Here is a 25899-nt window from a genome sequence, read left to right as displayed (position 1 = left end):
GTATTTAATATGTCTTTATTCAAAGTTATACTATAGGTTTTTTGTCAAGGATCTCACAATCTTGTTTTCGGCTAAAAATTCCTTTAAAATTACCTTAATGGCGGTGTATCCGGGTACGGCAATGATCATTCCTGTTATTCCGAAAAGCAATCCGCCAATGATGATGATCAGAAAGATTTCAAGGGGATGGGACTTTACACTATTGGAAAAGATATAGGGCTGAGAAAAGAAATTATCGACCAATTGCCCGATGGCAAAACCGATCATTACATAGATGGTTTTCGGCAAGATTACCGTGCTGAATTCGGACCCCAAATTACTGGTCATCGTCAGGATCATCATTAGTACGCCCCCAATGATCGGACCCACGTAGGGGATCAAATTCAGAAGGGCACACAAGAACGCGATGACGATGGCATTTTCAATCCCGAAAATGAACAAAACAATGGAGTAGATAATGAATAAGATGAGTATCTGTAACACCAGGCCTACGAAGTATCTTGAAAGTAAATCCTTAATGGTGTCGAGCGATTTTTTTAAACGACTTTCCTTGTTCTCCGGAATAAAGACCATTAGTCCCTGTTCGAACAATTTACTGTCTTTCAGGAAAAAAAATACAATGAAGAGCACAGAGAACAAGCCTATGCTCAGACTTCCCAAAAGACTAACGAACGAATTCAATACGTCGGGGATAAAACCAAAATTCAGATTGGCGAAAATCTTGGAATCTTTTATGCCCTGTTCAATTTCCAAAGAGCTTACTCCAAAATATTGGGTCACCTGCTGGTAAAGGTTCTCGACATCGGCTTGTAGGTTATCAATATCCAACAATGAAAGGTTTTGGCCCTGGGTGATCAAGAGAGGTACGAACAATGCTATGATTCCCCCTATCAGGCTTATGAACAGTAACATAGTAACGATAACGGCCAATGTATTGTTGAATTTAAGTCTTTTGCGTAAAAACAGGACAATGGGCCTTCCCAATAACGAGGCTACCAAAGCAATGGCCAAATAGACCAAAACCGATTGAATTTTATAGAGGAACAGTAAGACAAGAAAAATACCCACAAGAATGGCTATTGCCCTTAAGATGCCGTCTGCAATTGTTTTGGCTGTCATATATCAATTAACTTTTAAATACATAGGAGATGATATTCGCACCCATTTGTAAGGCTTTTATACGTACGCTTTCGGGGTCGTTATGAACAGAAGGGTCTTCCCAGCCATCGCCCAAATCGGATTCATAGGTAAACAAAAGTACCAATCTACCGTCAATGGTAATGCCAAAGGCTTGTGGTCTTTTGCCGTCATGTTCGTGTATTTTTGGCAACCCTTGGGGAAATTGATAGTGTTCCGAAAAAATGGGGTGATCGGCACCGAGTTCTTCCAGATCGTTGTTGGGGAAGACCTTGGCAAGTTCCTTTCGTAAATAAGGCTCCATGCCATAATTGTCATCAATATGTAAAAAGCCACCTGAAAGTAAGTACGTCCTTAGGTTGTCCGCTTCCTCTTGGGAGAATACCACATTCCCATGTCCGGTCATATGGAGCATGGGGTATTGGAATATGGTAATGTCGCCAACTTCTACCGTTTGGGGCCTTTCTTTGATTTCGGTGTCGATATGGGCATTGCAATATCGGATCAAATTGGGCAATGCCGTCGGATTGGCATACCAGTCCCCACCGCCTTTGTATTTTAAGATGGCGATTTCCTGACCACTTACCAAGTTTGCAAGGGTGGTGAAAAATAGTATAGCGAGGAGTTTTGAATATCCCATTGCCTAAAGATACAAAGTTGTATTTATCCGTTGTTGATTAAATTGACGGTCGTACAGGCTACGATGGCCGCGGTTTCCGTCCTAAGTCTGTTTTTTCCCAGTGAAACCGGAAGAAATCCTTTTTTATATGCCTTGTCTATTTCGTGCCTTGAAAAATCGCCTTCAGGCCCGATCAGTATGGTGATGTCCTTATCCGGAGCTACACATCTTTTTAATTCCAACTTCTCGTCTTCCTCACAATGTGCGATGAATAAAAGTCCCTTTCTTTCCTGATCTATGAATTCGTTATAGGTAACGGCAGGGTTCAATTTTGGTAAATAGGCCTGCATGGACTGTTTCATAGCGGATTGCAAGACCTTTTCCATACGTTCCGGTTTAACGATTTTACGTTCCGATCTTTCACAAATGATCGGTGTGATTTCATCGACACCTATTTCCGTTGCTTTTTCGAGGAACCATTCAAATCGGTCGTTACTTTTTGTAGGGGCCACTACCAAATGAAACCAATACATCTTCCGATGTTTTTTTGTGGTGGAGGTTATCTGGGCCTTGCATTTTTTGGCATCGGCCAATAGGATCTTCGCTTCGAAAAGGTATCCTTTCCCGTTCGTTATCAGAAGGTCGTCATTTTCTTTCTTGCGCAATACCTTTACGATATGGTGGCTCTCCTCTGGGGTGAAAACAAATTGGGTGGTACTGTTATCCAGATTGGGGTAATAGAATAATTGCATGGTTCTTTATGGTTTCTAATGGGCTTTACGTAATTTATTTTGGGCATGTTCAATACCCAATTCAATCCAATTTTGGAGCGCTTCTTCGGTCTCATACCCTTTTGGGGAGACGTAAATGAATTCTTTCATCGGGCTTTTGGCGAAATCCATGGGTCGGACGGCTTCCAATTTAAGAATCCCATCCATTTTCCTGTCCAATATACGAACCATTAAATCGTTATTGAAGATTCCTACCGTCATCTTTCCTTTAAATAAATAGGTTAGACCTCCGAACATCCTTTTTTTTGAAATGGCCTTAGAGACTTCTTTGGGGAATACCCCAAAGGCATAGTCCAATCTTTTTTCCAAATCCTTGTTGTAAGCCATACCCCGATTATTGAATGATATACCTTGCCTTAGCTGTTACGTCTTGGGACGCAAATACATTTCGTTTGTATTTATGGTACCCTACGATACCGATCATGGCGGCATTATCGGTACAGTATTCAAATTTAGGAATATGGGAGGACCAACCGTATTTCTTTTCTGCATTTTTCAATGCGATGCGTATGCCCGAATTGGCCGATACACCACCGCCGATGGCCACTTGCTTTATCTGGGTTTCCTTTACGGCTTTTTTGAGCTTGTCCATTAAAATATTGATAATGGTATATTGGATGGAGGCGCAAATGTCGTTCAGGTTTTCCGCGATAAAATCGGGGTTCGCTTTGGTTTCCCGCTGTAAAAAATAAAGGATGCTGGTTTTTAAACCACTGAAGCTAAAATTCAATCCGCCTACTTTTGGCTTGGGAAAAGGGAATTTTTTCGGATTTCCCAGTTGGGCGTATTTATCTACCAAAGGTCCACCAGGGTAAGGAAGGCCTAGGATTTTTGCGCTTTTATCAAAAGCTTCCCCAACAGCATCATCCAAGGTCTCGCCCAGGATTTCCATATCAAAATAATCGTTTACCCGAACAATTTGGGTATGGCCACCACTAATGGTCATGGCCAAAAACGGGAAATTCGGTGCGCGGTTATCTTCATCGGCAATGAAGTGGGCCAAAATATGGGCTTGCATATGGTTGACCTCTATCAAGGGGATGTTCAATCCCAAGGCCAAAGACTTGGCAAAAGAGGTTCCTACCAAAAGTGAACCCATTAGTCCCGGTCCCCGAGTAAAAGCTATGGCTGATAATTGTTTTTTGTCGATATTTGCCTTTAGTAAAGCTTGGTGTACGACAGGAACGATATTTTGTTGGTGCGCCCTAGAGGCAAGTTCGGGTACAACACCCCCATATTCCTCATGTATTTTTTGGGTTGCAACAATATTGCTGATGACTTTGTCATTGGCTAAAACGGCCGCAGAAGTGTCGTCGCAAGACGATTCTATGGCAAGGATATAAATGGTTTCTTTTTCCACAAGGTTTGGAATAAAATTTGAAGTACAAAGGTAAAACATAAAAGCCCTATCAGAAAACTGAGAAAAATACTGGTTCGAATACTCTTGGTATTGTTGCTCATATGCGTATTGGGCACCATAATACTTTCCCTTCCCTTCGTACAGACGCGTTTTGCAAAATACGCCACAAACACCATAAACAAAGAGTTCGGTACGAATATCAATATCGATGAAATTAGTCTTTCATTGATTTCTTGGGACGTTGCGATCAAAGGGATCTATATTGAGGATTATCAAAAAGACACATTGTTTTTCATCAACCGGTTGGAAACTTCCGTACTCAGTGCCCGGAATTTGGCAAAGGGAAGACTCGAATTTGGCGATATCGGTATCGATGGACTCAATTTTAAGTTAACGACTTACAAAGATTCGCTCAGTACCAATTTGGAGGTTTTTATAGATAAATTGGATGACAAAAAACCTAGGGATCCGGACACGGCCCCTTTTTATTTTTCCTCATCTCATGTCGATATAGCGAACAGTGCCTTTAGATTGACCGATGAAAATCTGGAGAACAAAGAAACGTTGGACTTTAGGGGCCTCAATATTTCATCGGAGGACTTTTTGATTTTGGGCCCCAACGTTTCAACGGCCATAAATGCCATGTCATTTGTGGATAAGCGAAATATTGAAGTAAAAAAACTTGCAACGAAGTTCAAGTACACCAAACAGCAAATGCGTTTTGATACCTTGAATATCGAAACGCCTGAATCCAAATTGATCGGGAACCTTGTTTTTGATTACGAGAGGAAAGATTTCAAGGATTTTCTGGACAAGGTAAAAATAACCGCCGAGTTTTCGGACTCCAATGTATCCCTTGATGAAGTAAATCTACTTTATAACCAATTCGGGAAGGGAAAAATGGTGTCGTTTTCATCCAAGGTCAATGGCGTCCTCAATGACCTTGATACTGATGATCTTTTCCTTTTGGTGGAAAACACGGGGGTACGGGGCGATTTTAATTTCAAGAACCTGTTTACAAAAGATAAACCCTTTGTGTTAAAGGCACAAATGAAGAACGTGACCAGTACCTATTATGAATTGCGGGCGTTGATGCCGAATTTCTTGGGAAGCAAATCCATGTCCAATGCCTTTAGTAAATTCGGGCAGTTTACCGTAAGGGGAAGCGCAACGGTGACCGAAAGCTCGGTATATGCCAAAGTGAACCTGAATACGGCCATTGGTAGTAGTTATACGGATCTTGAATTGACCGACTTCAATAATATCGAAAATGCGGCCTATAAAGGGTTTGTTTCTTTGATCGATTTCGATCTGGGTGATTTTGTCGATAATAAGAATCTGGGTAAAACAACCTTGGACTTTAATGTTGAAGGCAAAGGTTTTGTTAAGGAAAAACTCAATACCGAGGTGATCGGGGAGGTGTATTCCATAAATTTCAACAATTACAATTATAAGAACCTAAAGGTTTCGGGTATTCTGAAAGAACAACTTTTTGACGGGTCGATCTTTAGTAACGATCCCAATATACGATTCAATTTTAAGGGATTGGCCGATTTTGGGGAGGATCGTAACAACTTCAATTTTATCGCCAACGTAGAGCATGCGGACCTAAAACGATTGAATTTCATTAAAGACAGTGTTTCGGTTTTTAAAGGAAACGTGAATATTGATATTAGTGGAAATTCGTTGGATAATATCGTAGGAGACATAAAGTTCACAAAGACGATCTTCCAAAATATAAACGACACCTATTATTTTGATGATTTCAAGGTGTCTTCTTCCTTTGAGGGCGATTCCATTCGGACCATCGATATAAATTCCCCCGATATCATTACCGGGTACATGAAGGGTAATTTCAGGGTCAAGGAATTAGGACGTTTGGTTCAGAACTCCATAGGTAGTATCTATACCAATTATAGGCCTTTTGAAATTTCAGACGGTCAAACCTTGGCTTTTAATTTTAAGATATACAATAAAATCGTCGATGTGTTCTTTCCCGAGGTGCAATTTGACCCCAATACATTTATTAGGGGGAACATCATAGCCGATGAAGGGGACTTTAAATTGACCTTTAAGTCGCCCAGTATAATGGCTTTTGGCAATGAGGCCGATAATATAGATATCAAGATAGACAATAAGAACCCACTGTTCAATACCTATATAGCCGTGGGTGACCTGTCTACCAGTTATTATGATGTCAAGGATTTTAACCTGATCAATACCACATTAAAGGATACGCTGTTCTTTAGGGTTGAATTTAAAGGGGGCAGCGAATATAATGATAGCTATAACCTTAATTTCTACCATACGTTCAACAAGCAGAACAGTTCGGTAATCGGTCTTAAAAAGTCCGACATCAGTTTTAAGAACAACACCTGGATCCTTAATAAGGAAGGGAATACCAAGAACAAGGTCATTCTCAACAATACCCTGGACAGTATTCGGATCGAGGAAATCGTAATGGATAATAACGAAAGGGAGCAAATTCGTTTACGTGGACAATTGGCGGATTCTACCTTTAAAGACCTGCAACTTCAGTTCAAGATCGTGTCCTTGGATAAGATCACGCCCTCAATAGATAGTTTGAAATTGGGAGGGGAAGTCAATGGTACGCTGAATGTGTTGCAAAAGGATGAGGTGTACCTACCGTCCTCAAATTTGGAGATTTCCGATTTTTCGGTGAATGATATGCGATTGGGCGATTTGCTCATTGGGATCGTCGGTAACCGCGATCTTACCGATTTTGTGGTCAATGCCCAGATTACGGATAAAGGGGAAGAGAAGTTGAGTGTCATCGGGAACATAGAGAATAAGACCGAATTGCCGCAGGCCAACCTTATGGTAAACTTCAATGGTTTTGCTTTGGAACCTTTTAGTCCGTTGGGGGAAGGGGTTATTACCAATATCCGTGGGGAGCTGCAAGGTAGTGCCAGGTTTACGGGGGACATAGACAATCCTGATTTCAGTGGCTTGTTGACCCTTGATAATGCCGGTCTTGCGATTCCGTATTTAAATGTGGATTATGGCTTTGCACGTGGCTCAAGAGTGCGGCTGTCCGAACAATCCTTCAATTTTGAAAAAATCGGAATTACCGATGTGGCCAGAAATACCAAGGCAACCTTGGATGGCTCCATTACCCATAGCTTTTTTAAGGATTGGGTGCTCGACTTGAGGGTAGATACGAATAATGATCGGTTATTGATCCTGGATACCCCTTTTGAAGAAGAGGTCTTGTATTATGGAACGGGCTTTTTAAATGGAACGGGACATATATTCGGCTCTACCAAAGCCTTGACGATCAATGTGGATGGAAAAACAGCAAAGGGTACCTCGTTAAAGATACCGTTAAGTGATGTGACTTCGGTTGGGGATTATTCGTATATAAAGTTCATTGAGAAAGATGAGACCGATGCGGAAAGTGTACAACGGGTCTTGGAAGAAATCCAAGGACTTGAAATGGAGTTCAACCTGGACGTAACACCGGATGCCGAGGTTGAGATCGTCACCGATCAGAAAACCGGTAGTTCATTGAAAGGTACCGGTGAAGGTCTTTTGTTGATCCGGATAAACACAAAGGATAGGTTTGAGATGTTCGGGGACTTTGTTGTGGTGACAGGGGAGTTCAATTATAAGTTCGGAGGTATAATAAATAAAACATTCAAGGTAAAACCAGGGGGGACCATCGTATGGGACCGTGACCCGCTTTCCGCACAATTGAACATGGAAGCCGTATATTCCTTGAATGCGAATCCTGCGCCTTTACTCGAGGACTCCGGGTATACGAAACGGATAGCCACGGATGTAGTCATTAAATTGACAGAGGAGCTCGAGAGTCCCGAAATCGACTTTAACATCGAATTCCCGGGAACAAGTTCCATGATCAAATCAGAATTGGAATACAGTCTACAGGATCCACAGGTAGAGGAGAAAAATGCCATATTCCTATTGGCCCAAGGTACTTTCGTGAATGACCAAAGTGGTATCAATTCACAAGCGGTCACCGGTAACCTGATCCAATCGGCATCAGGATTGCTGAATCAAGTCCTTAGTGGTGGTAATGATAAGTTCAATTTAGGGCTTTCCTATGAACAAGGTATACTTGATTCCAGTACCGATATTGAAACCGAGAATAGGATAGGGGTGACCGTATCTACCCAAATCAGTGATAGGGTTCTATTGAACGGGAAAGTAGGGGTTCCGGTCGGTGGTACTACTGAAACCGTCGTCGCGGGTGACTTTGAACTGCAATTGCTCTTGAACGAGGAAGGTACGTTAAGCGCAAAGTTCTTCAATAGGGAAAATGAGATACAGGCATTTTTCGGGGATACCCAAGGGTATACCCAGGGAGTCGGTTTGTCCTATGAGGTCGATTTCAATAGTTTTAAGGAATTGATGCAAAAAATGTTCAAGGGGGCCAACAAGGAAAAGAAGCAGAAGAAAAACGATCCGGTGCCGAATCAGGTGATGGGGCGAGACAGTTTATTGCTCTTCCAGGAAAAGTCCAAAGGATAGTGATAATTTGCAACATTGTGTCTTTTTAACGTGTTTTTTGGGTCATTCCTGAATTTTTTCTTTACGAAATCGTTTTTGTGCAATTTGACACATAATAATAAGCGATAAAGAGTTCGTTTTGTGGTAAAAGTTTGCTATTTTTGTTGGCTTAATTTTCTATATGAAAAATATTAGAAAAATAGGTGTTTTTACTTCAGGAGGTGATTCTCCGGGCATGAACGCGGCAATACGTTCTGTCGTTAGGACCTGTGCTTATTTAAAGGTCGATTGTATAGGTATTTATAGAGGTTATCAAGGTATGATCGAAGGCGATTTTAAGCCTATGGATGCGCGAAGTGTCAACAATATCATACAAAAAGGGGGGACGATCCTGAAATCTGCCAGATGTCAGGAATTCAGGACCAAGGAAGGTCGTCAAAAGGCTTATGATAATTTAGTGAGGGAAGGCATCGATGCTTTTGTGGTTATTGGTGGTGATGGTAGTTTTACCGGGGCCATGATATTCAACCAAGAGTTTGACTTTCCCGTGATAGGGATTCCCGGGACCATTGACAATGATATCTTCGGAACAACATATACGTTAGGTTTCGATACCGCTTTGAATACGGTGGTCGAGGCTATTGATAAAATCAGGGATACCGCCAGTTCGCACAATAGATTGTTCTTTGTGGAGGTTATGGGCCGTGATGTTGGCCATATTGCATTGAACGCAGGTGTGGGTGCCGGGGCAGAGGAGATTTTAATTCCGGAAGAGAACTTGGGAAGGGAAAGATTATTGGAGTCCCTAAAACGAAGTAAGGAGTCGGGAAAATCCTCGAGTATCGTCATCGTTGCCGAAGGCGATAAGACCGGTAAGAATATTTTTGATCTCAAGGATTTTGTGGAGGAAAAGTTGCCTGACTATGATGTTAGGGTATCCGTACTGGGGCATATGCAACGTGGTGGTTCACCTTCGTGTTATGATCGTGTGTTGGCCAGTAGAATGGGGGTTAAGGCCGTAGAATCCCTTTTGGAGGGGAAAACCAACCTCATGGTAGGGATCCAGGATAATGCAATTATCCTAACCCCGATAAACAAAGCCATAAAAGGCCATACGAAAATAGATAAGGAGCTAATAAGAGTTTCAGATATAATGTCAATATAATTTTAATTTAAAAAAGTGAAAGATGTCAAAATTGAAAATAGGTATTAACGGATTCGGTAGAATTGGAAGATTGGTATTTCGTGTAGCCGCGAAAAACGACAATGTAGAAGTTGTGGCCATCAATGATTTGTTGGATGTAGATCATTTAGCATATTTATTGGAGTATGATTCAGTACATGGTAAATTCGACGGTACCGTTGAGGTAAAGGACGGTAATCTTATCGTTAATGGTAAAACAGTAAGGATTACTGCGGAAAGAGATCCAAAAGCCATTAAATGGGATGCTGTTGGTGCGGAAATCGTTGCTGAGTGTACCGGTATTTTTACAACGTTGGAAACTGCTCAGTACCACATTGATGGTGGTGCCAAGAAAGTTGTTATTTCAGCGCCTTCCAAAGATGCCCCAATGTTCGTAATGGGTGTTAACCATAAAGATGCTAAAGCAAGCGATACAATCGTTTCCAATGCTTCTTGTACGACCAACTGTTTGGCTCCATTGGCCAAAGTGTTGAATGATAACTTCGGTATCGAAGAAGCTTTGATGACTACGGTCCACGCAACCACTGCTACTCAAATGACCGTTGATGGTCCTTCTAGAAAAGACTGGAGAGGTGGTAGAAGTGCCATGTTGAACATTATCCCTGCTTCAACCGGTGCTGCAAAAGCGGTAACGAAAGTAATCCCTTCATTGGAAGGAAAACTTACAGGTATGGCCTTTAGGGTACCAACTGCCGATGTTTCCGTAGTGGATTTAACCGTGCGTTTGGAAAAAGAGACTTCTTACGAAGAAATCAAAAAGGCATTCAAAGCTGCTTCTGAAGGAGAACTTAAAGGTATTTTAGGATATACTGACGAGGCTGTAGTATCCCAAGATTTCATCGGGGATGCCAGAACCAGTATTTTCGATGCCGGTGCAGGAATCGAATTGAATTCAAAATTCTTTAAAGTTGTTTCTTGGTACGATAACGAAGCCGGTTACTCAAATAAATTGGTTGACTTGGCACAATACGTACACAGTTTATAAGTCTTTAATTTAGTTAGAATATGCAATCCTGGGAATTATGATGTTTATCAATAGTTTTCAGGATTGTTTTTAAATAGTGATCTATGATATTAATTGTTGATAGTGGAGCGACGAAATCCGATTGGATTGCATTGGATGAAAAAGGAAATCAATTGTTTATGACCCAAACCCTTGGTTTGAGCCCGGAGGTGCTTACCCGTCCGGTAATCGAGGATCGTTTGGCCAATAATTTTGAACTTTCCAAGAATAGGGAAGAGGTAACCAGACTTTATTTTTACGGGGCCGGTTGTGGTACCGAACGAATGAAGGTTTTCCTAAGGGAAATATTTGCCGATTTTTTCCCAAATGCCAAAGCCAATATAAAGGAAGATACCTATGCGGCCATCTATGCGACAACGAAAATAGGTCATCAGGCCATTGTATGTATTTTAGGTACCGGTTCCAATTGCTGTTACTACGATGGGAACCAAGCCATTCAAAAAGTAACCTCTTTGGGGTATATTCCAATGGATGATGGTAGTGGTAATTTCTTCGGAAGAAAATTGATAAGGGATTTTTATTTTCACAAAATGCCACAGTCTTTGGGAATGAAATTTGCCAAGGAGTATGATTTGGAAGCAGATGTTATCAAGGAAAACCTTTACAAACAGCCCAATCCCAATACGTATTTGGCTACTTTTGCGAGGTTTTTGATTGAGAACAAAGAGCATCCATATTGTAAAGGGGTCATCGATAAAGGTTTCCAGCAATTTGTGAACAACTACATTATGCAGTTTGAGTTGGCCACAAAAGTACCTATCAATTTTGTGGGTAGTATCGCTTATTATCTAAAGCAAGAGCTTACCACCGTATTGGAAAGAAATGATTTGATCGTTGGTGAAATACGTCAAAAACCGATTGAAGGTTTAATGCAATTCCATCAGCAAAATATTTAGTAGCCTTTGGTTAGGCTACTGCAATCATTGAGATTTCAACATTTACGAATTTAGGGAGGTTCGCCACTTCCACAGTTTCCCTTGCAGGGGCTGTGTCGGCATCAAAATAATCGGAGTAAACGGTATTTATTTCTGAGAATCGGTTCATGTCGCTAATGAAAATAGACGATTTGACCACATTTTCAAAAGTCATCCCGGCTTCCGTGAGGATTGCTTTAAGGTTTTCCATGCATTGCATGGTTTCCTTGGCGATGTCTCCTTCTACCAACTTTCCTGTTTTTGGATCAATTGGAATTTGACCGGAAATGTATAAAGTGTTCCCGGATAGTACCGCTTGGTTGTAAGGACCGATTGGGGCGGGTGCGTTTTCGGTGTTTATGATTTTCTTCATTTTATGTTTGTTTTAAATTGGTAAATGCTTGTTGGGTAGATTATTTCTTTGAACTTGAGGTGTGTTCTGTGTTGCGTTGAAACATGGTTACTTACTTCGGCTTTCCCATTTGAGGTCACTAAGGATCGAACTTTTGATCCCGATAAAGAAATACCAGCGTTTATAGGTGCCAAAGGGTGTCCAGTTGAAACGCAATACAAAACTTTTTAAATCACGTTCAAAACGCAATTGGGTCAGTGAAAATCCTTTGCCCTTGAAATCATACCCTGAGGAACCTCCGACCTTCCATCGGGGGGAGAGTTCGATATTTCCGGAGAACATTAAGGAATTACTGCTGAATTCGTTTTGCCGGGCCGCATTGGAGTATGAGGCCGAATAGGCCAATTTAAGGTCCCAGGGGAGTTTGGTGCCATATGCCGGGTTTTCTACCTCATCCCCATTCTTGGAGTCGTCCGAAGGGATATCCCGGAAATTATCGGCTTTGCCAAAAAGATCATCCGTTCGGCCACCACTTTGGGCGGTGTAATCAAAACGGTCCACATCCTTCTGCTTATCATCACCTTCGCCTTTTTTACCGAAAGTCTCATTGCTTATGGAGTACCCTACATTGGCACTTGCCCGAGTTAAGCGAAAAAGACTACCTCCATTATTTATATTGAAGGTGTTGATCCGTGTACCGTTATTATCAATGGCATAGGGGTCGAGTCCGGCTGAGAAGTTGATCGACATTTTACTGTCCAGAATACTTGTACTACCACTTATGCTCAAAGGGCTTAAGTTGAGGGAATCCGATTCAAAGTTATATCCTGTTGAAACATTGAAGTTGCTAAGGAGGGAGACTTTTTTGGGTTCCGTGACCGTTGAGTCTTTATCCCGAACCTTGGCCTCCAGGGTATTGGCAAGCGAAAAGCTTAGGCTACTCGATTGGCTAAGGCCAGGGGCACCATAAAGGGTGTTTTCAAACCGGGAATATTCGACGACATCGCCATATTCATCAATATATTCATCGTAAAACTGTTCAAAGGATGGGGCGTATCCATAGCTTAACGAGGGTCGCATGGTGTGCCTTATCGCTTGGATTTTTTTGTCCTCCCCAAAGTTGAAGGTACCATATAATGTGGTTCCTACACTCGCACTGAAATTGTATTTGTTATATCGATCGAAACCACTGATCGTATCGGTGACCACATCATCCTCTTCTTCATCGTAACTTTGCTCGTAGGTTTGGAGGGTCCATATGTCTTGATAGGTTCCGCCTACACTGACACTTAAATATTTGGCCACCTTGAAGTTTGTGGTAAGTGGGATTGAATGTTGGGCTCCGGTCCTGGCGCTATCGAACATTCCGGATTTCAGGAATTCGTCATCGGTGGTCGATATATTGTTTGCGGCATTTAAGGTGTACTGAAAGTTGATATTGTCTATCAAGCCCGATTTTATCCCGTCCCTTTTTGCAAACGGATAAATACGTTCCATACTCGCCGAAAGGGTTGGTAGGTTCAATTCAATGGATTCCGTATTGGTGTTTTGGCTGTGCGTGGCCGATAAACTCAAATTAACCGAAGGATACTCCGGAAACGTCTTTGAATAGGAGACGGAAGATGACAAGGTGTTGTTTTGTGTGCTGGCAATGTTGATCTGCTCCAAGGAATTTTGGTAATACTTACTACTTCCCATATTCACGGATGCCGAAAAGGTGGAATTCGTGCTTGCTTTCGCATCCTGGGAATGGGAAACCTTAAGGTTCCAGTTCTTGGTAAGGCTGTAATCACTGAACCCTTTTTGGCTCGAAATTATATTTTCGTAACTAAAATTGATGTTCCCGCTATATTTATAGCGTTTGGTGTAAATCGATTGGGTGTTGAAACCCCAACTGCCATTGGTGTAAAAATCCCCTGTGACGTAAAGATCCGCATAATCCCCAAAAGGGATATAGTACCCTATGTCCTGTAGAAAATATCCAGCATCGGCATCGTTTCCGAAAGTAGGCATTATTATTCCCGCAGATCGGCCTACCGAGAGGGGGAAATACGCAAAGGGCAGGGCTATGGGCGTCGGTATATCCATAATGTACAGGTTGCTAAAGCCTGCTATTACTTTCTTTTTGGGAACGAATTTCGCCTTATGTACCCTAATGTAATAATCGGGGTTTATGGTATCCGTAGAGGTGGTGAGCTTCCCTTCCTTTAAAAAATAAACGGAGTCATTTTCTTTTTTGGTGATATCGGCATAGACTTTCATCGCATCGCTCCCAAAATCCCCAAGTCCTGCTTCCTGTTCGGTCCTGGAGTTCCAAATAATGGCTTTTTGGGTGTCGAAATTAAACCGGATGGAGTCTGGAATGACCTCGTTCGTTCCTTGTTTGAAATAGGGGAGTTGGGTATAGTTGCCAAGGGAATCCTTGATGCGTCCGGCATATACTTCGTTCTTTACATAATCCATAACGATGACCCCGGCCTTAAGTTCGGTGTCCTGATATTGGATTTCGGCTTCGTTATAAAGGTAGATTTTTTGTTCCTTTTGGCTTAACCGTACATAGTCCGTGGCCTTGTATTTTATAACATCGAGTAATAATGGGGGTTTGGTCTTTACGGTGTCGACTTCCGTGGAATCTTTTTTCGAATCTTTTCTGAGTTCCTCAAGGGTAAGAATTGGGGCAAAAATAGTATCTTGCTCAATTTCCATGGTTAGGGGTACGATTTTGTCTTCTTGGGCATATCCCAAAACACTACCAAGAATAGTAAGGAAAAGGAAAAGTAAATATTGTTTATTTGATTGCAAGGCTATATGTCCTATTTTTGTAAAGATTTGGCTTGGCGTTTTGGAGGTCAAACTTACATATATTTTTTGTTCCATTTATAGGGTATTACAATAAATTTAACCTATTTAAGTTTCTCAAATTATCTAGTGAAAATGAATTTGAAACGTTTTTTTCTTTTTGCTCTAATATTGTCCCCCATATTGCTTTCCGCATTTACCACCGATAATGTTCCCCGGCATAATGATTATAAGTTCGTCGTCGTCCTGGATGCAGGTCATGGTGGGCATGATCCCGGTAATTTGGGTAATGGGTATTTGGAAAAGGATATAGCGCTAAAGATCGTTTTGAATGTCGGTAAGATTTTGGAATCCAACCCGGATATTAAGGTCATTTATACAAGAAAGGACGATACCTTCGTGGATTTGTTCGTGAGGGGGGAAATCGCCAATAAGGCCAATGCCGATTTATTCGTTTCGGTGCATTGTGACTCGCATTCTTCTGATGCCCATGGGGCAGGTACTTTTGTTTTGGGATTGCACGCCAATAAACAGAATTTTGAGATCGCCAAGAAAGAGAACTCGGTCATTTATTTGGAGGATAATTATGAGGATCGTTATGCTGCTTACGACATCAACTCACCGGAATCCATAATCGGATTGACCATCATGCAAGAGGAGTTTTTGGACCAGAGTATTGCCTTGGCCAAAATGATTCAGGATAATTTTTCAGGTAAATTGAATCGCGTCAACCGGAAAGTGAAGCAAGCGGGTTTTATCGTTTTGCACCAAACGTTCATGCCCAGTGTTTTGGTTGAAACCGGATTCCTTACCAACAAATCGGAAGGGGCCTATTTGAATTCCAAAAAAGGCCAGGCTGAGATTGCAAAAGCCATTGCGGATGCGGTATTGATCTATAAGATTAGCGTGCATACGGGAGCACCCGTTCAACCGAATGTTCCGCAGGAAATAGTCCAACAGGAGGAGGAACCGTTACCCGTTAAAAAAGATAAACCGAATATTGTGGCCCCGACCCCTAAGGAGGCTAATAACGCCGATCAACACCCTGTCGTGCCAAAAGACGAACCCAAGGAGAAGGAAATCGCAGCGACTCCAAAAACGGTCGCGAAGGAAAGTGTCGGTAAAAAGGAGGTCTCGGTTGCCGAAACTGGATCACCGGTAAAGAAAGCCGCAAACCCGGGTATATCCTTTAAGGTGCAGATCATGGCAAGTAGTAAGAATCTGAAATTAATACCCCAAAATTTCAAAGGCTTGGGGAACGTTTCCCGGGAATCGTTCAATAACCTGTATCGTTATATGTATGGGAAGACCGAATCTTTTGAAGAAGCGAAAATGCTCAAGTCGAATGCAGATCTCAAAGGCTTTACGGGAGCCTATATCGTAGCCTATAAGGAAGGGGAGCGCATTCCGGTGACCGAAGCGCTCAAATACGTCTCGGAATAATATCGGCAGTCTCGATTTTATTTCTAATTTTGTTAGTAACGATAAATCAATCCATTTGAAACTATCCAGGGAAATTAAAACAGGAATAATCGTAGTGGGGGGTATCCTACTTTTTATCATGGGGTTCAGCTATCTAAAATCAGCACCGATATTTGATAATAGCAAAACTTTCTATGCCGTTTACGAACATGTAGGGGGGCTTCAGCCCGGCACACAGGTTTCCATCAACGGTTTTAACGTGGGTAAGGTAAACGATATTAAATTCAAGGATGAATCCGGTTCGCTGTTGGTCACCTTTTCGGTGAGCGATAATTTCACTTTTTCAAGGAACAGTTTGGCCGAATTGTACGACACCGGCATTATCGGAGGTAAAGGTATACAGATTAGACCGGTCTTTGACGGTGCCCCAGAAGCCCAATCGGGAGATACTTTGCTTACGGATACACGTCCGGGATTGACAGAGCTTGTTCAGCAAAAACTGACCCCCTTGCAACAGAAGATAGAAGGTGCTTTTACAAATGCCGATACCTTATTGATGAATGTAAATCAGATTTTGGACGATAAGACCAAAAATGAATTAAGGGAATCCATTGCCAACCTGAACAAACTAATGGGAAGTTTGCAGGGGAGTGCCGGGGTGTTAAACGAATTGTTGCAAAAAAACCAAGGCAAGTTGGATAGTTCCCTAACGAATTTTTCGGAGCTGTCCGCCAATTTCGCACAACTGTCCGATTCGTTGAACAATGCAGGGTTGGGACGTACAATGGCGAATTTGGAATCGACCGTGTCCAGTTTGGATAAGATCCTGGCCAACATTCAGGAAGGGGAAGGCTCTATGGGCAAACTCATGAAAGATGAAGCCTTGTACGCCAACCTGAACAATGCCTCAAAACAATTGGATTTATTATTACAGGATTTTCGTCTGAATCCGAAAAGATATGTCAATGTTTCGGTTTTTGGAAAGAAACAGAAAGATTATACCCTTCCTGAAAACGATCCTGCAGAAAATAAAGAAGAACCATAAATGGAATATCTTGCCAATATACTCTTTGCCCTGATCCTTAGTAGCGGTGTCTTTTTTTTTGCCCGTAATGTCAAAAAGCTACTGAGGAACATCCAATTGGGCAAAAAGGTGGATGTTACCGATAACAAACCACAGCGTTGGAAGAATATGGCCAAAATAGCCTTGGGCCAAACCAAAATGGTCGTTAGGCCTATTCCTGGCCTCTTGCACATTTTGGTTTATGTAGGTTTTGTCATCATAAATTTAGAGGTGCTTGAAATAATCCTTGATGGTCTTTTGGGCACCCATAGGATTTTTGCAGGTCTTGGAGCATTGTATGATGTTCTGATTGCCTCCTTCGAGGTTCTGGCCTTTTTGGTCATAGTTGCGGTCGTGGTTTTCTGGATTCGCAGGAACGTGATACGGTTAAAACGATTCATGAGCCCTGAGATGAAAGGATGGCCAAAAAACGATGGGAATTTGATATTGTACATCGAGCTGGTCTTAATGATTCTTTTTTTAACCATGAATGCCGCGGATTTTCGATTACAGGAACTTGGGGTGGCACATTATGTAAAGGCCGGTTCTTTTCCAATAAGTCAATTCTTGGTGCCCGTTCTTGACGGAATGTCGGCCCAGACCCTGATCATTATCGAAAGAACAGCCTGGTGGTTGCACATTGTCGGCATCCTGTGTTTTTTGAATTACCTGTATTATTCCAAGCATTTGCATATTCTCTTGGCATTTCCCAATACCTATTTCGGGAAGCTTGGGCCCAAAGGGAAATTCAAAAATTCGGAAGCGGTAACCCGGGAAGTGAAATTGATGATGGACCCCGAGGCGGACCCCTATTCGGCGACGGCCGATGATGCAGGGGAGCCCGAAAAATTCGGTGCATCGGATGTAAGCGATCTGACGAGGGTGCAATTGCTCAATGCCTATACCTGTACGGAATGTGGCCGTTGTACCAGCGAGTGCCCTGCCAATCTAACCGGAAAGAAACTTTCTCCCCGCAAAATAATGATGGACACCCGGGACCGATTGGAAGAGGTCGGCAAGAATTTGGATGCCAATAAGGGGAATTTCGTGGATGACGGAAAGCAATTGTTGGATGACTATATCAGTAGGGAGGAAATATGGGCCTGTACCTCATGCAACGCATGTGTCGAAGCGTGTCCGGTGAGCATAGATCCCTTATCCATCATTATGGATATGAGACAGTATTTGGTCATGGAACAATCCGCCGCCCCATCCGAGTTGAATACCATGATGGGGAATATAGAAAATAATGGTGCACCATGGCCTTTCAATCAAATGGATAGATTGAATTGGAAGGACGAATCATAAATAATAATCGATCCTAATATGGGAAGTGAAATGAAAGTACCGACAATGGCCGAACTTTTTGCCGCAGGAGAGCAACCCGAAGTATTGTTTTGGGTAGGCTGTGCAGGAAGTTTTGATGATCGGGCGAAGAAAATAACCAAGGCATTTGTCAAGATTCTCAATAAGGCCAATGTATCTTTTGCGGTGTTGGGGTCAGAGGAAAGTTGTTCCGGTGATCCGGCCAAAAGAGCGGGAAACGAGTTTTTGTTCCAGATGCAGGCGGTCACGAATATCGAGGTGATGAATGCCTATGGAATCAAAAAAGTAGTCACGGCCTGTCCCCATTGTTTTAATACCTTAAAAAATGAATATCCGGGATTGGGAGGTGATTATGAGGTAGTGCACCACACCCAATTTTTAAAGCAATTATTGGAAGAGGGTCGCATGACCATGGAAGGAGGAATGTTCAAGGGGAAAAAAATCACTTTTCACGATCCCTGTTATTTGGGAAGGGCAAACGGTGTTTATGAAGCCCCTAGGGATTTGATCAATAAGCTGGATGCCGAATTGGTAGAAATGAAAAGCTGTAAATCCCATGGCTTATGTTGTGGGGCCGGTGGGGCCCAAATGTTCAAGGAACCTGAGCAAGGGGATAAGGACATCAATATTGAACGAACCGAACAAGCTTTGGAAACTAAACCGGAAATTATTGCTGCAGCTTGTCCTTTTTGCAATACCATGATGACCGATGGGGTAAAGAACAAAGAGAAAGAGAATGAAATAAAGGTCATGGATATTGCCGAGCTGATCGCCAATGCGGAGGACCTTTAATGATGAATAAACAGTATATACAAAACCTTTTATTATGTTAGTAGATTTCAATGTGTTGCCAGACTCGTCCAGAATTTGGATATACCAAGCCGATCGTAGTTTTACCGATCAAGAGATCGGGGAAATTAGGCAGGAGTTGGATGCATTCATTGAGGAATGGACAACCCATGGGAGTAATCTTAAGGCCGGTTATGAAATAAGGTACAAGAGGTTTATAATCCTAGCACTGGATCAATCGGAGATTTCGGCTTCCGGTTGTTCTATAGATGCTTCCGTAAGTTTTATCCAAGAATTGGAAAAGAAGTATAATGTGGTGCTCTTGGATAAGATGAATGTTTCCTATAAACAAGGGGAATACGTGGCTTATAAGCCTTTGAACGAATTCAAGAAAATGGCCAAGCAAAAAGCGGTTTCAAAAAACACCATTGTTTTTAATAATTTAGTAACCAATAAAGGGGAATATTCGGAGCATTGGGAGGTGCCGGCTTCGGAAAGCTGGCATGGCCGTTTTATGTAACATCGTACCCATATTGTATTTTTAATCGTTCAGACCAACAAAAGGTAGTAAGCGAAGTATGCAATATATTTTTTCCAGTTATTTTCTTAGACGTTTCCAATATGCGATTGTATAGGATTGTTTCCTTTTTTTTATTGTTTATCTGCCGTGCCAATGCACAGTATTACCCATTGGTGGCCAACGATAGTCTAGGTCAGCTACAATGGGTTGATACCCAATACGATACCATGACGTTGGATGAGAAATTAGGGCAATTGTTCATGGTAAGTGTGGCATCGGACCAGGACAAAGCCAGTATAGAAAAGATAAAGAACCTAATAAAACAGGAACATATAGGAGGGGTCATCTTTTCTACAGGAGGTCCGATCCGACAGGCAAAGATCACCAATTCCTTTCAATCCCTGTCGAAGACCCCCTTACTCGTAGGGATGGATGCCGAATGGGGGTTGGCCATGCGATTGGATTCTACCTATGCCTTCCCGTGGAACATGACGTTGGGTGCCATCAAGGATAATTCGGTTATTGAAAAAGTTGGACGACAAATTGGGTTACATGCGAAACGGTTAGGGGTGCACATCAATTTTGCCCCGGATATTGATATCAACACGAATCCTTCGAATCCCATTATCGGAAATCGCTCTTTTGGTGAGGATCGGGAGAATGTCACTGCAAAGGGAATTGCTTTTATGAAAGGTATGGAAGGGGCAGGGGTCCTTTCTAGTGGGAAACACTTTCCGGGTCATGGCGATACGGCGACCGATTCACATAAGGCATTGCCTTTAATACCTTTTAATAGGGAGCGTTTGGATAGTTTGGAGCTTTATCCTTACCGAAAATTAATAGGGGCAGGGCTTAGTAGTGTCATGGTGGCGCATCTAAATGTCCCGGCTTTGGAAATCCAAGAAGAATTGCCCTCTTCCTTATCCGAACAGATCATCTCAGGGATCCTAAAAGAGGAAATGGGCTTCAACGGTTTGGTTTTTACCGACGCCCTGAATATGAAAGGGGTAAGCACCAGAGGTACGGACGGTGAGGTGGAATTGGCCGCATTTTTAGCCGGGAATGATATTTTACTGATGCCTGCCGAGGTCGCCAAGGCCAAGGAAAAATTAAGAGATGACTATGAGCGGGGAAGGATCACAGAGGAAAGGTTGGCCAATTCCGTTAAAAAAATACTCATGGCAAAATACAAGGTGGGTCTCCATGATTATAGCCCCATTTCCCTGGAAAACCTTTACCAAGATCTAAATGGTCTGGAAAATGACTTGGTTTATGAGGAAGCTATTGAGAATGCCATTACCCTGGTCAAGAATAATTTCTACCTTTTGGGGGTTAAGAAGTTAGAGAACAAGAAGATTGCCTATGTGAAATTCGGTGAAGCCGATAATGAACCATTTCTTGCCGAATTGAACAAATATGCCAAGGTTACCCAGGTCAATGGAAAGGATCTTACTGTCTTAAAGGAAAAACTAAAGGATTATAATTTTGTGATCATAGGTCTTCACAAGAGCAATGAAAGTCCGTGGAAATCATATAAATTCTCAAAAAAAGAATTGGAGTGGTTGCAGGGTATTGCGAATGAAAGGACCTCGAATCTGGTTCTGGCGGTATTTGCCAAACCCTACGCTTTAATGGATGTGGATTCCTTTAAAAGTATAGATGGTGTCGTGGTCGCTTACCAGAACAGTGTACTTGCCCAACAAAAAACGGCCCAACTTATTTTTGGGGCCATAGGGGCCAAAGGGGTTTTGCCCGTTTCTGCCCACGAAGAATTTCCCGTGAATACAACAGTCCAGCTTGGTTCGTTGAAACGGCTTGGTTATAGTATTCCAGAACGTGTGGGTTTAAGTACGGAGAAATTGGCCGAAGTCGATAGGCTGGTCCAAAACGGGTTGGATTCCTTGATGTTTCCTGGGGCCCAAGTATTGATTGCCCGTAAAGGTAAGGTGGTATATAACAAGGCTTTTGGTAAACCAACGTACACCTCAACGGATAGCATAACCACGGAATATATATATGACCTTGCCTCATTGACAAAAATTTTGGCAACGTTACCGGTTATAATGAAGATGGATGAAACAGGGAAAATTGCCTTGGACGACACCTTCCAAGACCTTATCCCTGAATATTCGCAATCGGCGCTAAAGAATGTTACCGTACTGAAAGCGTTGTCCCATTATGGACGACTCCCGGCATGGATAGCCTTTTATTTAAGTACTTTGGATGAAAAAAGAAAACCCTCTTCGGAGTTTTATAGAAACAAACCTACCCCGGGGTTCAGTATCAAGGTTACCGATAATTTATTTTTAACGGATGCCTATAAGGATTCTATCTATAACCGTATAGGTCGACAAGACCTTAAATCGAACCGGTATCGGTATAGCGATGTAACTTACTACGTCATGAAAAAGTATATTGAGGACACGTATAAGACCCGCTTGGATAAATTGGCCGATGATTTTTTGTTCCAACCTTTGGGTGCGACCAATACCAGTTACAATCCTTTGGAAAAATTCCCTAAAAATAAGATCGTACCTACCGAGGAAGACAAATATTTCCGCTATCAAACGGTTCAGGGCTACGTTCACGATATGGGTGCGGCCATGCAGGGAGGGGTTGGAGGCCATGCCGGATTGTTCAGTAATGCCAATGATGTGGCCAAGATCATGCAGATGTATCTACAAGGTGGGGAGTATGGAGGTACACGTTTTTTGGATTCCCGGACCATCAAAAAATTCAATACCTGTTACTTTTGCGAAAATAATGTAAGAAGGGGAGTTGGCTTTGATAAACCCCAGTTACAGGAAAACGGACCCACCTGTGGATGTGTTTCACGAAAGAGTTTTGGCCATAGTGGTTTTACGGGAACGTATACCTGGGCGGACCCTGATGCGGAAATCGTTTATGTGTTTCTGGCGAACAGGACATATCCGACGGCATCAAATACCCTTTTAGTTAAATCTGCGTTAAGAACGAGAATTCAACAGGCCATTTACGATGCTATTATTAATTAAACGGTAGATTTGTAATATTGGAATTACAATCAAGGAATCCGGTCTTTTGACCATGGGATTGTTTTTTTTGGGGAAAGATGCGAAATATATGGTCGTCCCGTGTTTGTGATCTATTTCTTTCCTGTCAATTGATAATAAAATTTTCGACTAGTGAAAATAGCAATAGTTTGTTACCCAACGTTTGGTGGTAGTGGTGTTGTAGCTACTGAATTGGGCATAGCATTGGCCAATAGGGGCCATGAAGTCCATTTCGTCACCTATCGCCAACCAGTGCGATTGGACTTATTAAGCCAAAGAATACACTTTCACGAGGTTCATGTGCCCGAATATCCTTTGTTCCACTATCAGCCTTATGAATTGGCATTGTCCAGTAAATTGGTAGATACGGTAAAGTTGTTCAACATAGATCTTTTACATGTACATTATGCCATACCCCATGCGTACGCAGGTTACATGGCTAAAAAAATGTTGGAGGAAGAAGGTATTTTCTTGCCAATGATCACCACCTTGCATGGTACGGATATTACGTTGGTTGGAAAACATCCATTTTACAAGACGGCAGTAAATTTCAGTATCAATCAATCCGATGTCGTTACAGCGGTTTCCGAAAATTTAAAACAACGCACTCTGGAATTCTTTGAAATAGATAAGGAAATCGAGGTGGTTCCCAATTTTATCGACAAATCAAAGTATGAGAATCCATCCTATACCGATTGTCAACGATCATTGATGGCCACGGATGAAGAGCGTATCGTAACCCATATCAGTAATTTCAGGGCCGTAAAGCATATTCCCGATGTCATTCAAATCTTCTATAGGATACAACAGGAAATACCCGCGAAATTGGTCATGGTAGGTGAGGGTCCCGAAAAGGAAAATGCAGAGTTCATGTGCGAACAACTCGGCATTACCGAAAAGGTACATTTTCTAGGCAATAGTAATGAGATAGATAGGATCCTTTGTTTTTCTGATTTGTTCCTATTACCTTCCAAAGCGGAAAGTTTTGGTTTGGCGGCCTTGGAAGCAATGATCAATAGGGTGCCTGTAGTTTCTACCAATGCAGGGGGAATTCCCGAAGTAAATATACATGGGGTTACGGGATATTTGAGTGATGTGGGTAATGTTGATGAAATGGCGAGTAACGCCTTGAAAATCCTTAAGGATGATAAGACCTTGGAAAAGTTCAAGGATAATGCTGCAAAAGTAGCTGCGAAATTCGACATCTTGAATGTACTTCCTATGTATGAGAACATATATCTCAAAGCCTATAATACTCGAATGAAAGAGATCGTTAAATAGAATGAGGTATTTGTCGATAGTCGTTTTCATGGTTCTTTTTTCCTGTAATGGACAGAAAAAGGCTGCTGGTGATGGCGGTAAAGGGGCAGACGAAGTACCTAAAACCTTGACCTTGTTACTGCGAGATAATTATAGTGGCTTGGACACTGTGGCTACCCTTGTCATCAAGGATAAAAAGGCCTTTCAAAAATTCTTTTCAAGAGTAAATAGAACCCGCAAACCCGGATTGCAAGTACCTGAGGTCGATTTTTCAAAAGAAATGGTCTTGATCCATTGTAGCGGATACGGGCCAATTGGCGAACAGGATTCGTTATTCGTGGCGAATGAAAATGAGCTTGAATTGCAATTGAAATCCATGGTGGTAAAAAGGGAAAAGCAGCATACTTCCGCTGTAAAGGTTAGTCCGTTCAGTGTCTATAAATTGCCCTTGACAACCAAGCGCATTGTATTCGATAAGGGTCGTCAAAACAAGTGAAATTCTTCTTTCGTGTTATCCATCGATAATATTTGCTATTCAAACAACTTATTTGTTCGAAACGTTTTTTACCCTTTTTTTTGTAGTTGAAAACCTAAATATTAACCTATGAAAAGTAGTACTTACTACGCTCTGGCGTGCTTGATGTTCGTCTTTACCCAAACTTATTCACAAGAAGAAAACCTACAACTTACCGCAAAGGACAGTATTGTTCAAAGTTCTTGGATGTTTGGCGTCGGATATAATATTGTCGATGATTCCGGGGATGTCTTCGATAAGCTTTTTTCTGTGGATGACCAATGGAATGCGGTTGCTTTTCCCTCAAGACTGAGTATTGGCCGTTATTTTAAGAGCGGATTGGGCCTCGAGGCCATAGGTACCTATAATAAGTATAAAGTAGGTAAGATAATCGATGATAATGTAAATGCCGTTGAAACCACCTATCTGGGACTGGATGCTAGACTGTCTTACGATTTGAACAAAATAATAGGGGAGACCGGCTGGTTCGATCCTTATGTTGGAGTAGGGGTAGGATATACCGATGCCAATGATCAAGAAAGAGGAACTTATAATGCTGTAGTTGGTTTTAGGGCATGGTTTTCCGATAGATGGGGAATAGATTTAAGTTCTTCCGGAAAATGGGCAATGGACAAGACGGAAGCTACAAATCACATTCAGCATGCTGCTGGAGTCGTGTACCAATTTGGTATAGAAAAAGGGCTTTCAAAAAAAGGGGAAAAGAAATTGGCCATGATCCAAGCCATGGAACAGGAAAAGCAACGTATTGCCGACTCCTTGGCCAATGCACAACGGATCAAGGATGAGGCCGCCCTTGCCGAACGATTGGCCCAAGAAAAGGAAAAAGCTAGATTGGCAGCGGAAATCGATGCCGAGAATCAACGTAAACAAGGGATAAAAGACGCTATCACTGCCTTGGGTAATGTCTATTTTGATTTTGAATCTTCTTCTTTGAATGCGTCCTATAGGGAGAAATTGGATCGATTGGTCGTAATCCTTAAAGAAAACCCTACCGTAACTATCCTGATCGGGGCACACACCGACTCCAGGGGACCTGCATCATTTAATTTATGGTTATCGGAACAAAGGGCCGAACAAACCAAGAAATATTTGGTAGCTCAGGGAATTACCGCGGATAGGTTGCAGATCGAGGCTTTTGGTGAGACCCAATTGGTGAATGAGTGTGACGGTACCATCCGTTGTTCTGAAGCCAAGCACCGATTGAATAGAAGGTCGGAGTTTGAGGTGCTTAGTTATTGAGATAATCCTAATTTGTTTTATT

20 protein-coding genes are annotated in these 25899 nt (G+C 42.1%); 13 read left to right on the top strand and 7 right to left on the bottom strand.

All coding sequences use genetic code 11. From position 1 onward, the window contains the following. Window positions 1-30: 30 nt before the first annotated feature. Genes PHU20_RS16935 through tsaD form a run of 5 tightly spaced genes read right to left on the bottom strand, consistent with a single transcriptional unit; the run spans window position 31 to window position 3946 of the window. The gene (locus PHU20_RS16935; RefSeq protein WP_274826591.1) at window positions 31-1119 is read right to left on the bottom strand and encodes an AI-2E family transporter; all 1089 of its coding nucleotides are present in this window, start codon (window positions 1117-1119) and stop codon (window positions 31-33) included. 7 nt (window positions 1120-1126) lie between these two features. Continuing rightward, window positions 1127-1777 (bottom strand): DUF4159 domain-containing protein, encoded by a 651-nt coding sequence (locus PHU20_RS16930; RefSeq protein WP_274826590.1) that lies wholly within the window; start codon window positions 1775-1777, stop codon window positions 1127-1129. Window positions 1778-1800: 23 nt separating this feature from the next. Then, a complete protein-coding gene (locus tag PHU20_RS16925) occupies window positions 1801-2508 on the bottom strand; it encodes a 16S rRNA (uracil(1498)-N(3))-methyltransferase (protein ID WP_274826589.1) in 708 nt (235 codons plus the stop codon). A gap of 15 nt (window positions 2509-2523) precedes the next feature. Continuing rightward, window positions 2524-2874 carry a TfoX/Sxy family protein gene (locus PHU20_RS16920; protein WP_274826588.1) on the bottom strand — a complete coding sequence of 117 codons (351 nt, stop codon included), beginning with the start codon at window positions 2872-2874 and terminating at the stop codon, window positions 2524-2526. A gap of 7 nt (window positions 2875-2881) precedes the next feature. Then, entirely contained in the window at window positions 2882-3946 is a 1065-nt protein-coding gene (tsaD, locus tag PHU20_RS16915; protein WP_420828685.1) for a tRNA (adenosine(37)-N6)-threonylcarbamoyltransferase complex transferase subunit TsaD, read from the bottom strand. An 18-nt stretch (window positions 3947-3964) separates the two neighbouring features. Here tsaD and PHU20_RS16910 point away from each other — a divergent pair, with 18 nt between their 5' ends. From PHU20_RS16910 to PHU20_RS16895, 4 genes are all read left to right on the top strand, one after another. Beyond that, entirely contained in the window at window positions 3965-8419 is a 4455-nt protein-coding gene (locus PHU20_RS16910) for a translocation/assembly module TamB domain-containing protein (RefSeq protein WP_476703474.1), read from the top strand. A gap of 160 nt (window positions 8420-8579) precedes the next feature. Further along, on the top strand, window positions 8580-9563 hold the full coding sequence (pfkA, locus tag PHU20_RS16905; RefSeq protein ID WP_274826585.1) for a 6-phosphofructokinase: 984 nt from the start codon (window positions 8580-8582) through the stop codon (window positions 9561-9563). 22 nt (window positions 9564-9585) lie between these two features. Next, window positions 9586-10587: a type I glyceraldehyde-3-phosphate dehydrogenase gene (gap, locus tag PHU20_RS16900; RefSeq protein ID WP_274826584.1), complete on the top strand. Its 1002-nt coding sequence runs from the start codon at window positions 9586-9588 to the stop codon at window positions 10585-10587. An 83-nt stretch (window positions 10588-10670) separates the two neighbouring features. Further along, complete coding sequence (locus PHU20_RS16895) at window positions 10671-11522, top strand: N-acetylglucosamine kinase (RefSeq protein WP_274826583.1); 852 nt, start codon at window positions 10671-10673, stop codon at window positions 11520-11522. A 10-nt stretch (window positions 11523-11532) separates the two neighbouring features. Here PHU20_RS16895 and PHU20_RS16890 read toward each other — a convergent pair whose 3' ends face one another. Beyond that, window positions 11533-11913, bottom strand: a complete 381-nt coding sequence (locus PHU20_RS16890; RefSeq protein ID WP_274826582.1) for a RidA family protein — start codon at window positions 11911-11913, stop codon at window positions 11533-11535. An 87-nt stretch (window positions 11914-12000) separates the two neighbouring features. Further along, window positions 12001-14769, bottom strand: coding sequence for a putative LPS assembly protein LptD (locus PHU20_RS16885; RefSeq protein WP_274826581.1), 2769 nt, complete (start codon window positions 14767-14769; stop codon window positions 12001-12003). Window positions 14770-14826: 57 nt separating this feature from the next. Between PHU20_RS16885 and PHU20_RS16880 the strand changes: the two genes are divergently transcribed. From PHU20_RS16880 to PHU20_RS16840, 9 genes are all read left to right on the top strand, one after another. Next, window positions 14827-16134, top strand: a complete 1308-nt coding sequence (locus PHU20_RS16880; protein ID WP_274826580.1) for an N-acetylmuramoyl-L-alanine amidase — start codon at window positions 14827-14829, stop codon at window positions 16132-16134. 55 nt (window positions 16135-16189) lie between these two features. Then, window positions 16190-17158 (top strand): MlaD family protein, encoded by a 969-nt coding sequence (locus PHU20_RS16875; RefSeq protein WP_274826579.1) that lies wholly within the window; start codon window positions 16190-16192, stop codon window positions 17156-17158. Next, window positions 17159-18484, top strand: coding sequence for a 4Fe-4S dicluster domain-containing protein (locus PHU20_RS16870; RefSeq protein ID WP_274826578.1), 1326 nt, complete (start codon window positions 17159-17161; stop codon window positions 18482-18484). Between the two features lie 18 nt (window positions 18485-18502). Continuing rightward, entirely contained in the window at window positions 18503-19294 is a 792-nt protein-coding gene (locus PHU20_RS16865; protein WP_274826577.1) for a (Fe-S)-binding protein, read from the top strand. Window positions 19295-19328: 34 nt separating this feature from the next. Then, window positions 19329-19811 (top strand): ABC transporter ATPase, encoded by a 483-nt coding sequence (locus PHU20_RS16860; protein WP_274826576.1) that lies wholly within the window; start codon window positions 19329-19331, stop codon window positions 19809-19811. 101 nt (window positions 19812-19912) lie between these two features. Continuing rightward, window positions 19913-22825: a serine hydrolase domain-containing protein gene (locus PHU20_RS16855; RefSeq protein ID WP_274826575.1), complete on the top strand. Its 2913-nt coding sequence runs from the start codon at window positions 19913-19915 to the stop codon at window positions 22823-22825. A gap of 150 nt (window positions 22826-22975) precedes the next feature. After that, a complete protein-coding gene (bshA, locus tag PHU20_RS16850; protein WP_274826574.1) occupies window positions 22976-24124 on the top strand; it encodes an N-acetyl-alpha-D-glucosaminyl L-malate synthase BshA in 1149 nt (382 codons plus the stop codon). A 1-nt stretch (window position 24125) separates the two neighbouring features. After that, the gene (locus PHU20_RS16845) at window positions 24126-24599 is read left to right on the top strand and encodes a hypothetical protein (RefSeq protein WP_274826573.1); all 474 of its coding nucleotides are present in this window, start codon (window positions 24126-24128) and stop codon (window positions 24597-24599) included. 108 nt (window positions 24600-24707) lie between these two features. Beyond that, on the top strand, window positions 24708-25877 hold the full coding sequence (locus PHU20_RS16840) for an OmpA family protein (RefSeq protein ID WP_274826572.1): 1170 nt from the start codon (window positions 24708-24710) through the stop codon (window positions 25875-25877). Window positions 25878-25899 lie beyond the last annotated feature (22 nt).

This window comes from Maribacter polysaccharolyticus (genome assembly GCF_028882255.1).
Taxonomy (GTDB): domain Bacteria; phylum Bacteroidota; class Bacteroidia; order Flavobacteriales; family Flavobacteriaceae; genus Maribacter_A; species Maribacter_A polysaccharolyticus.
This window is presented reverse-complemented; position numbering and strand designations above follow the sequence as displayed.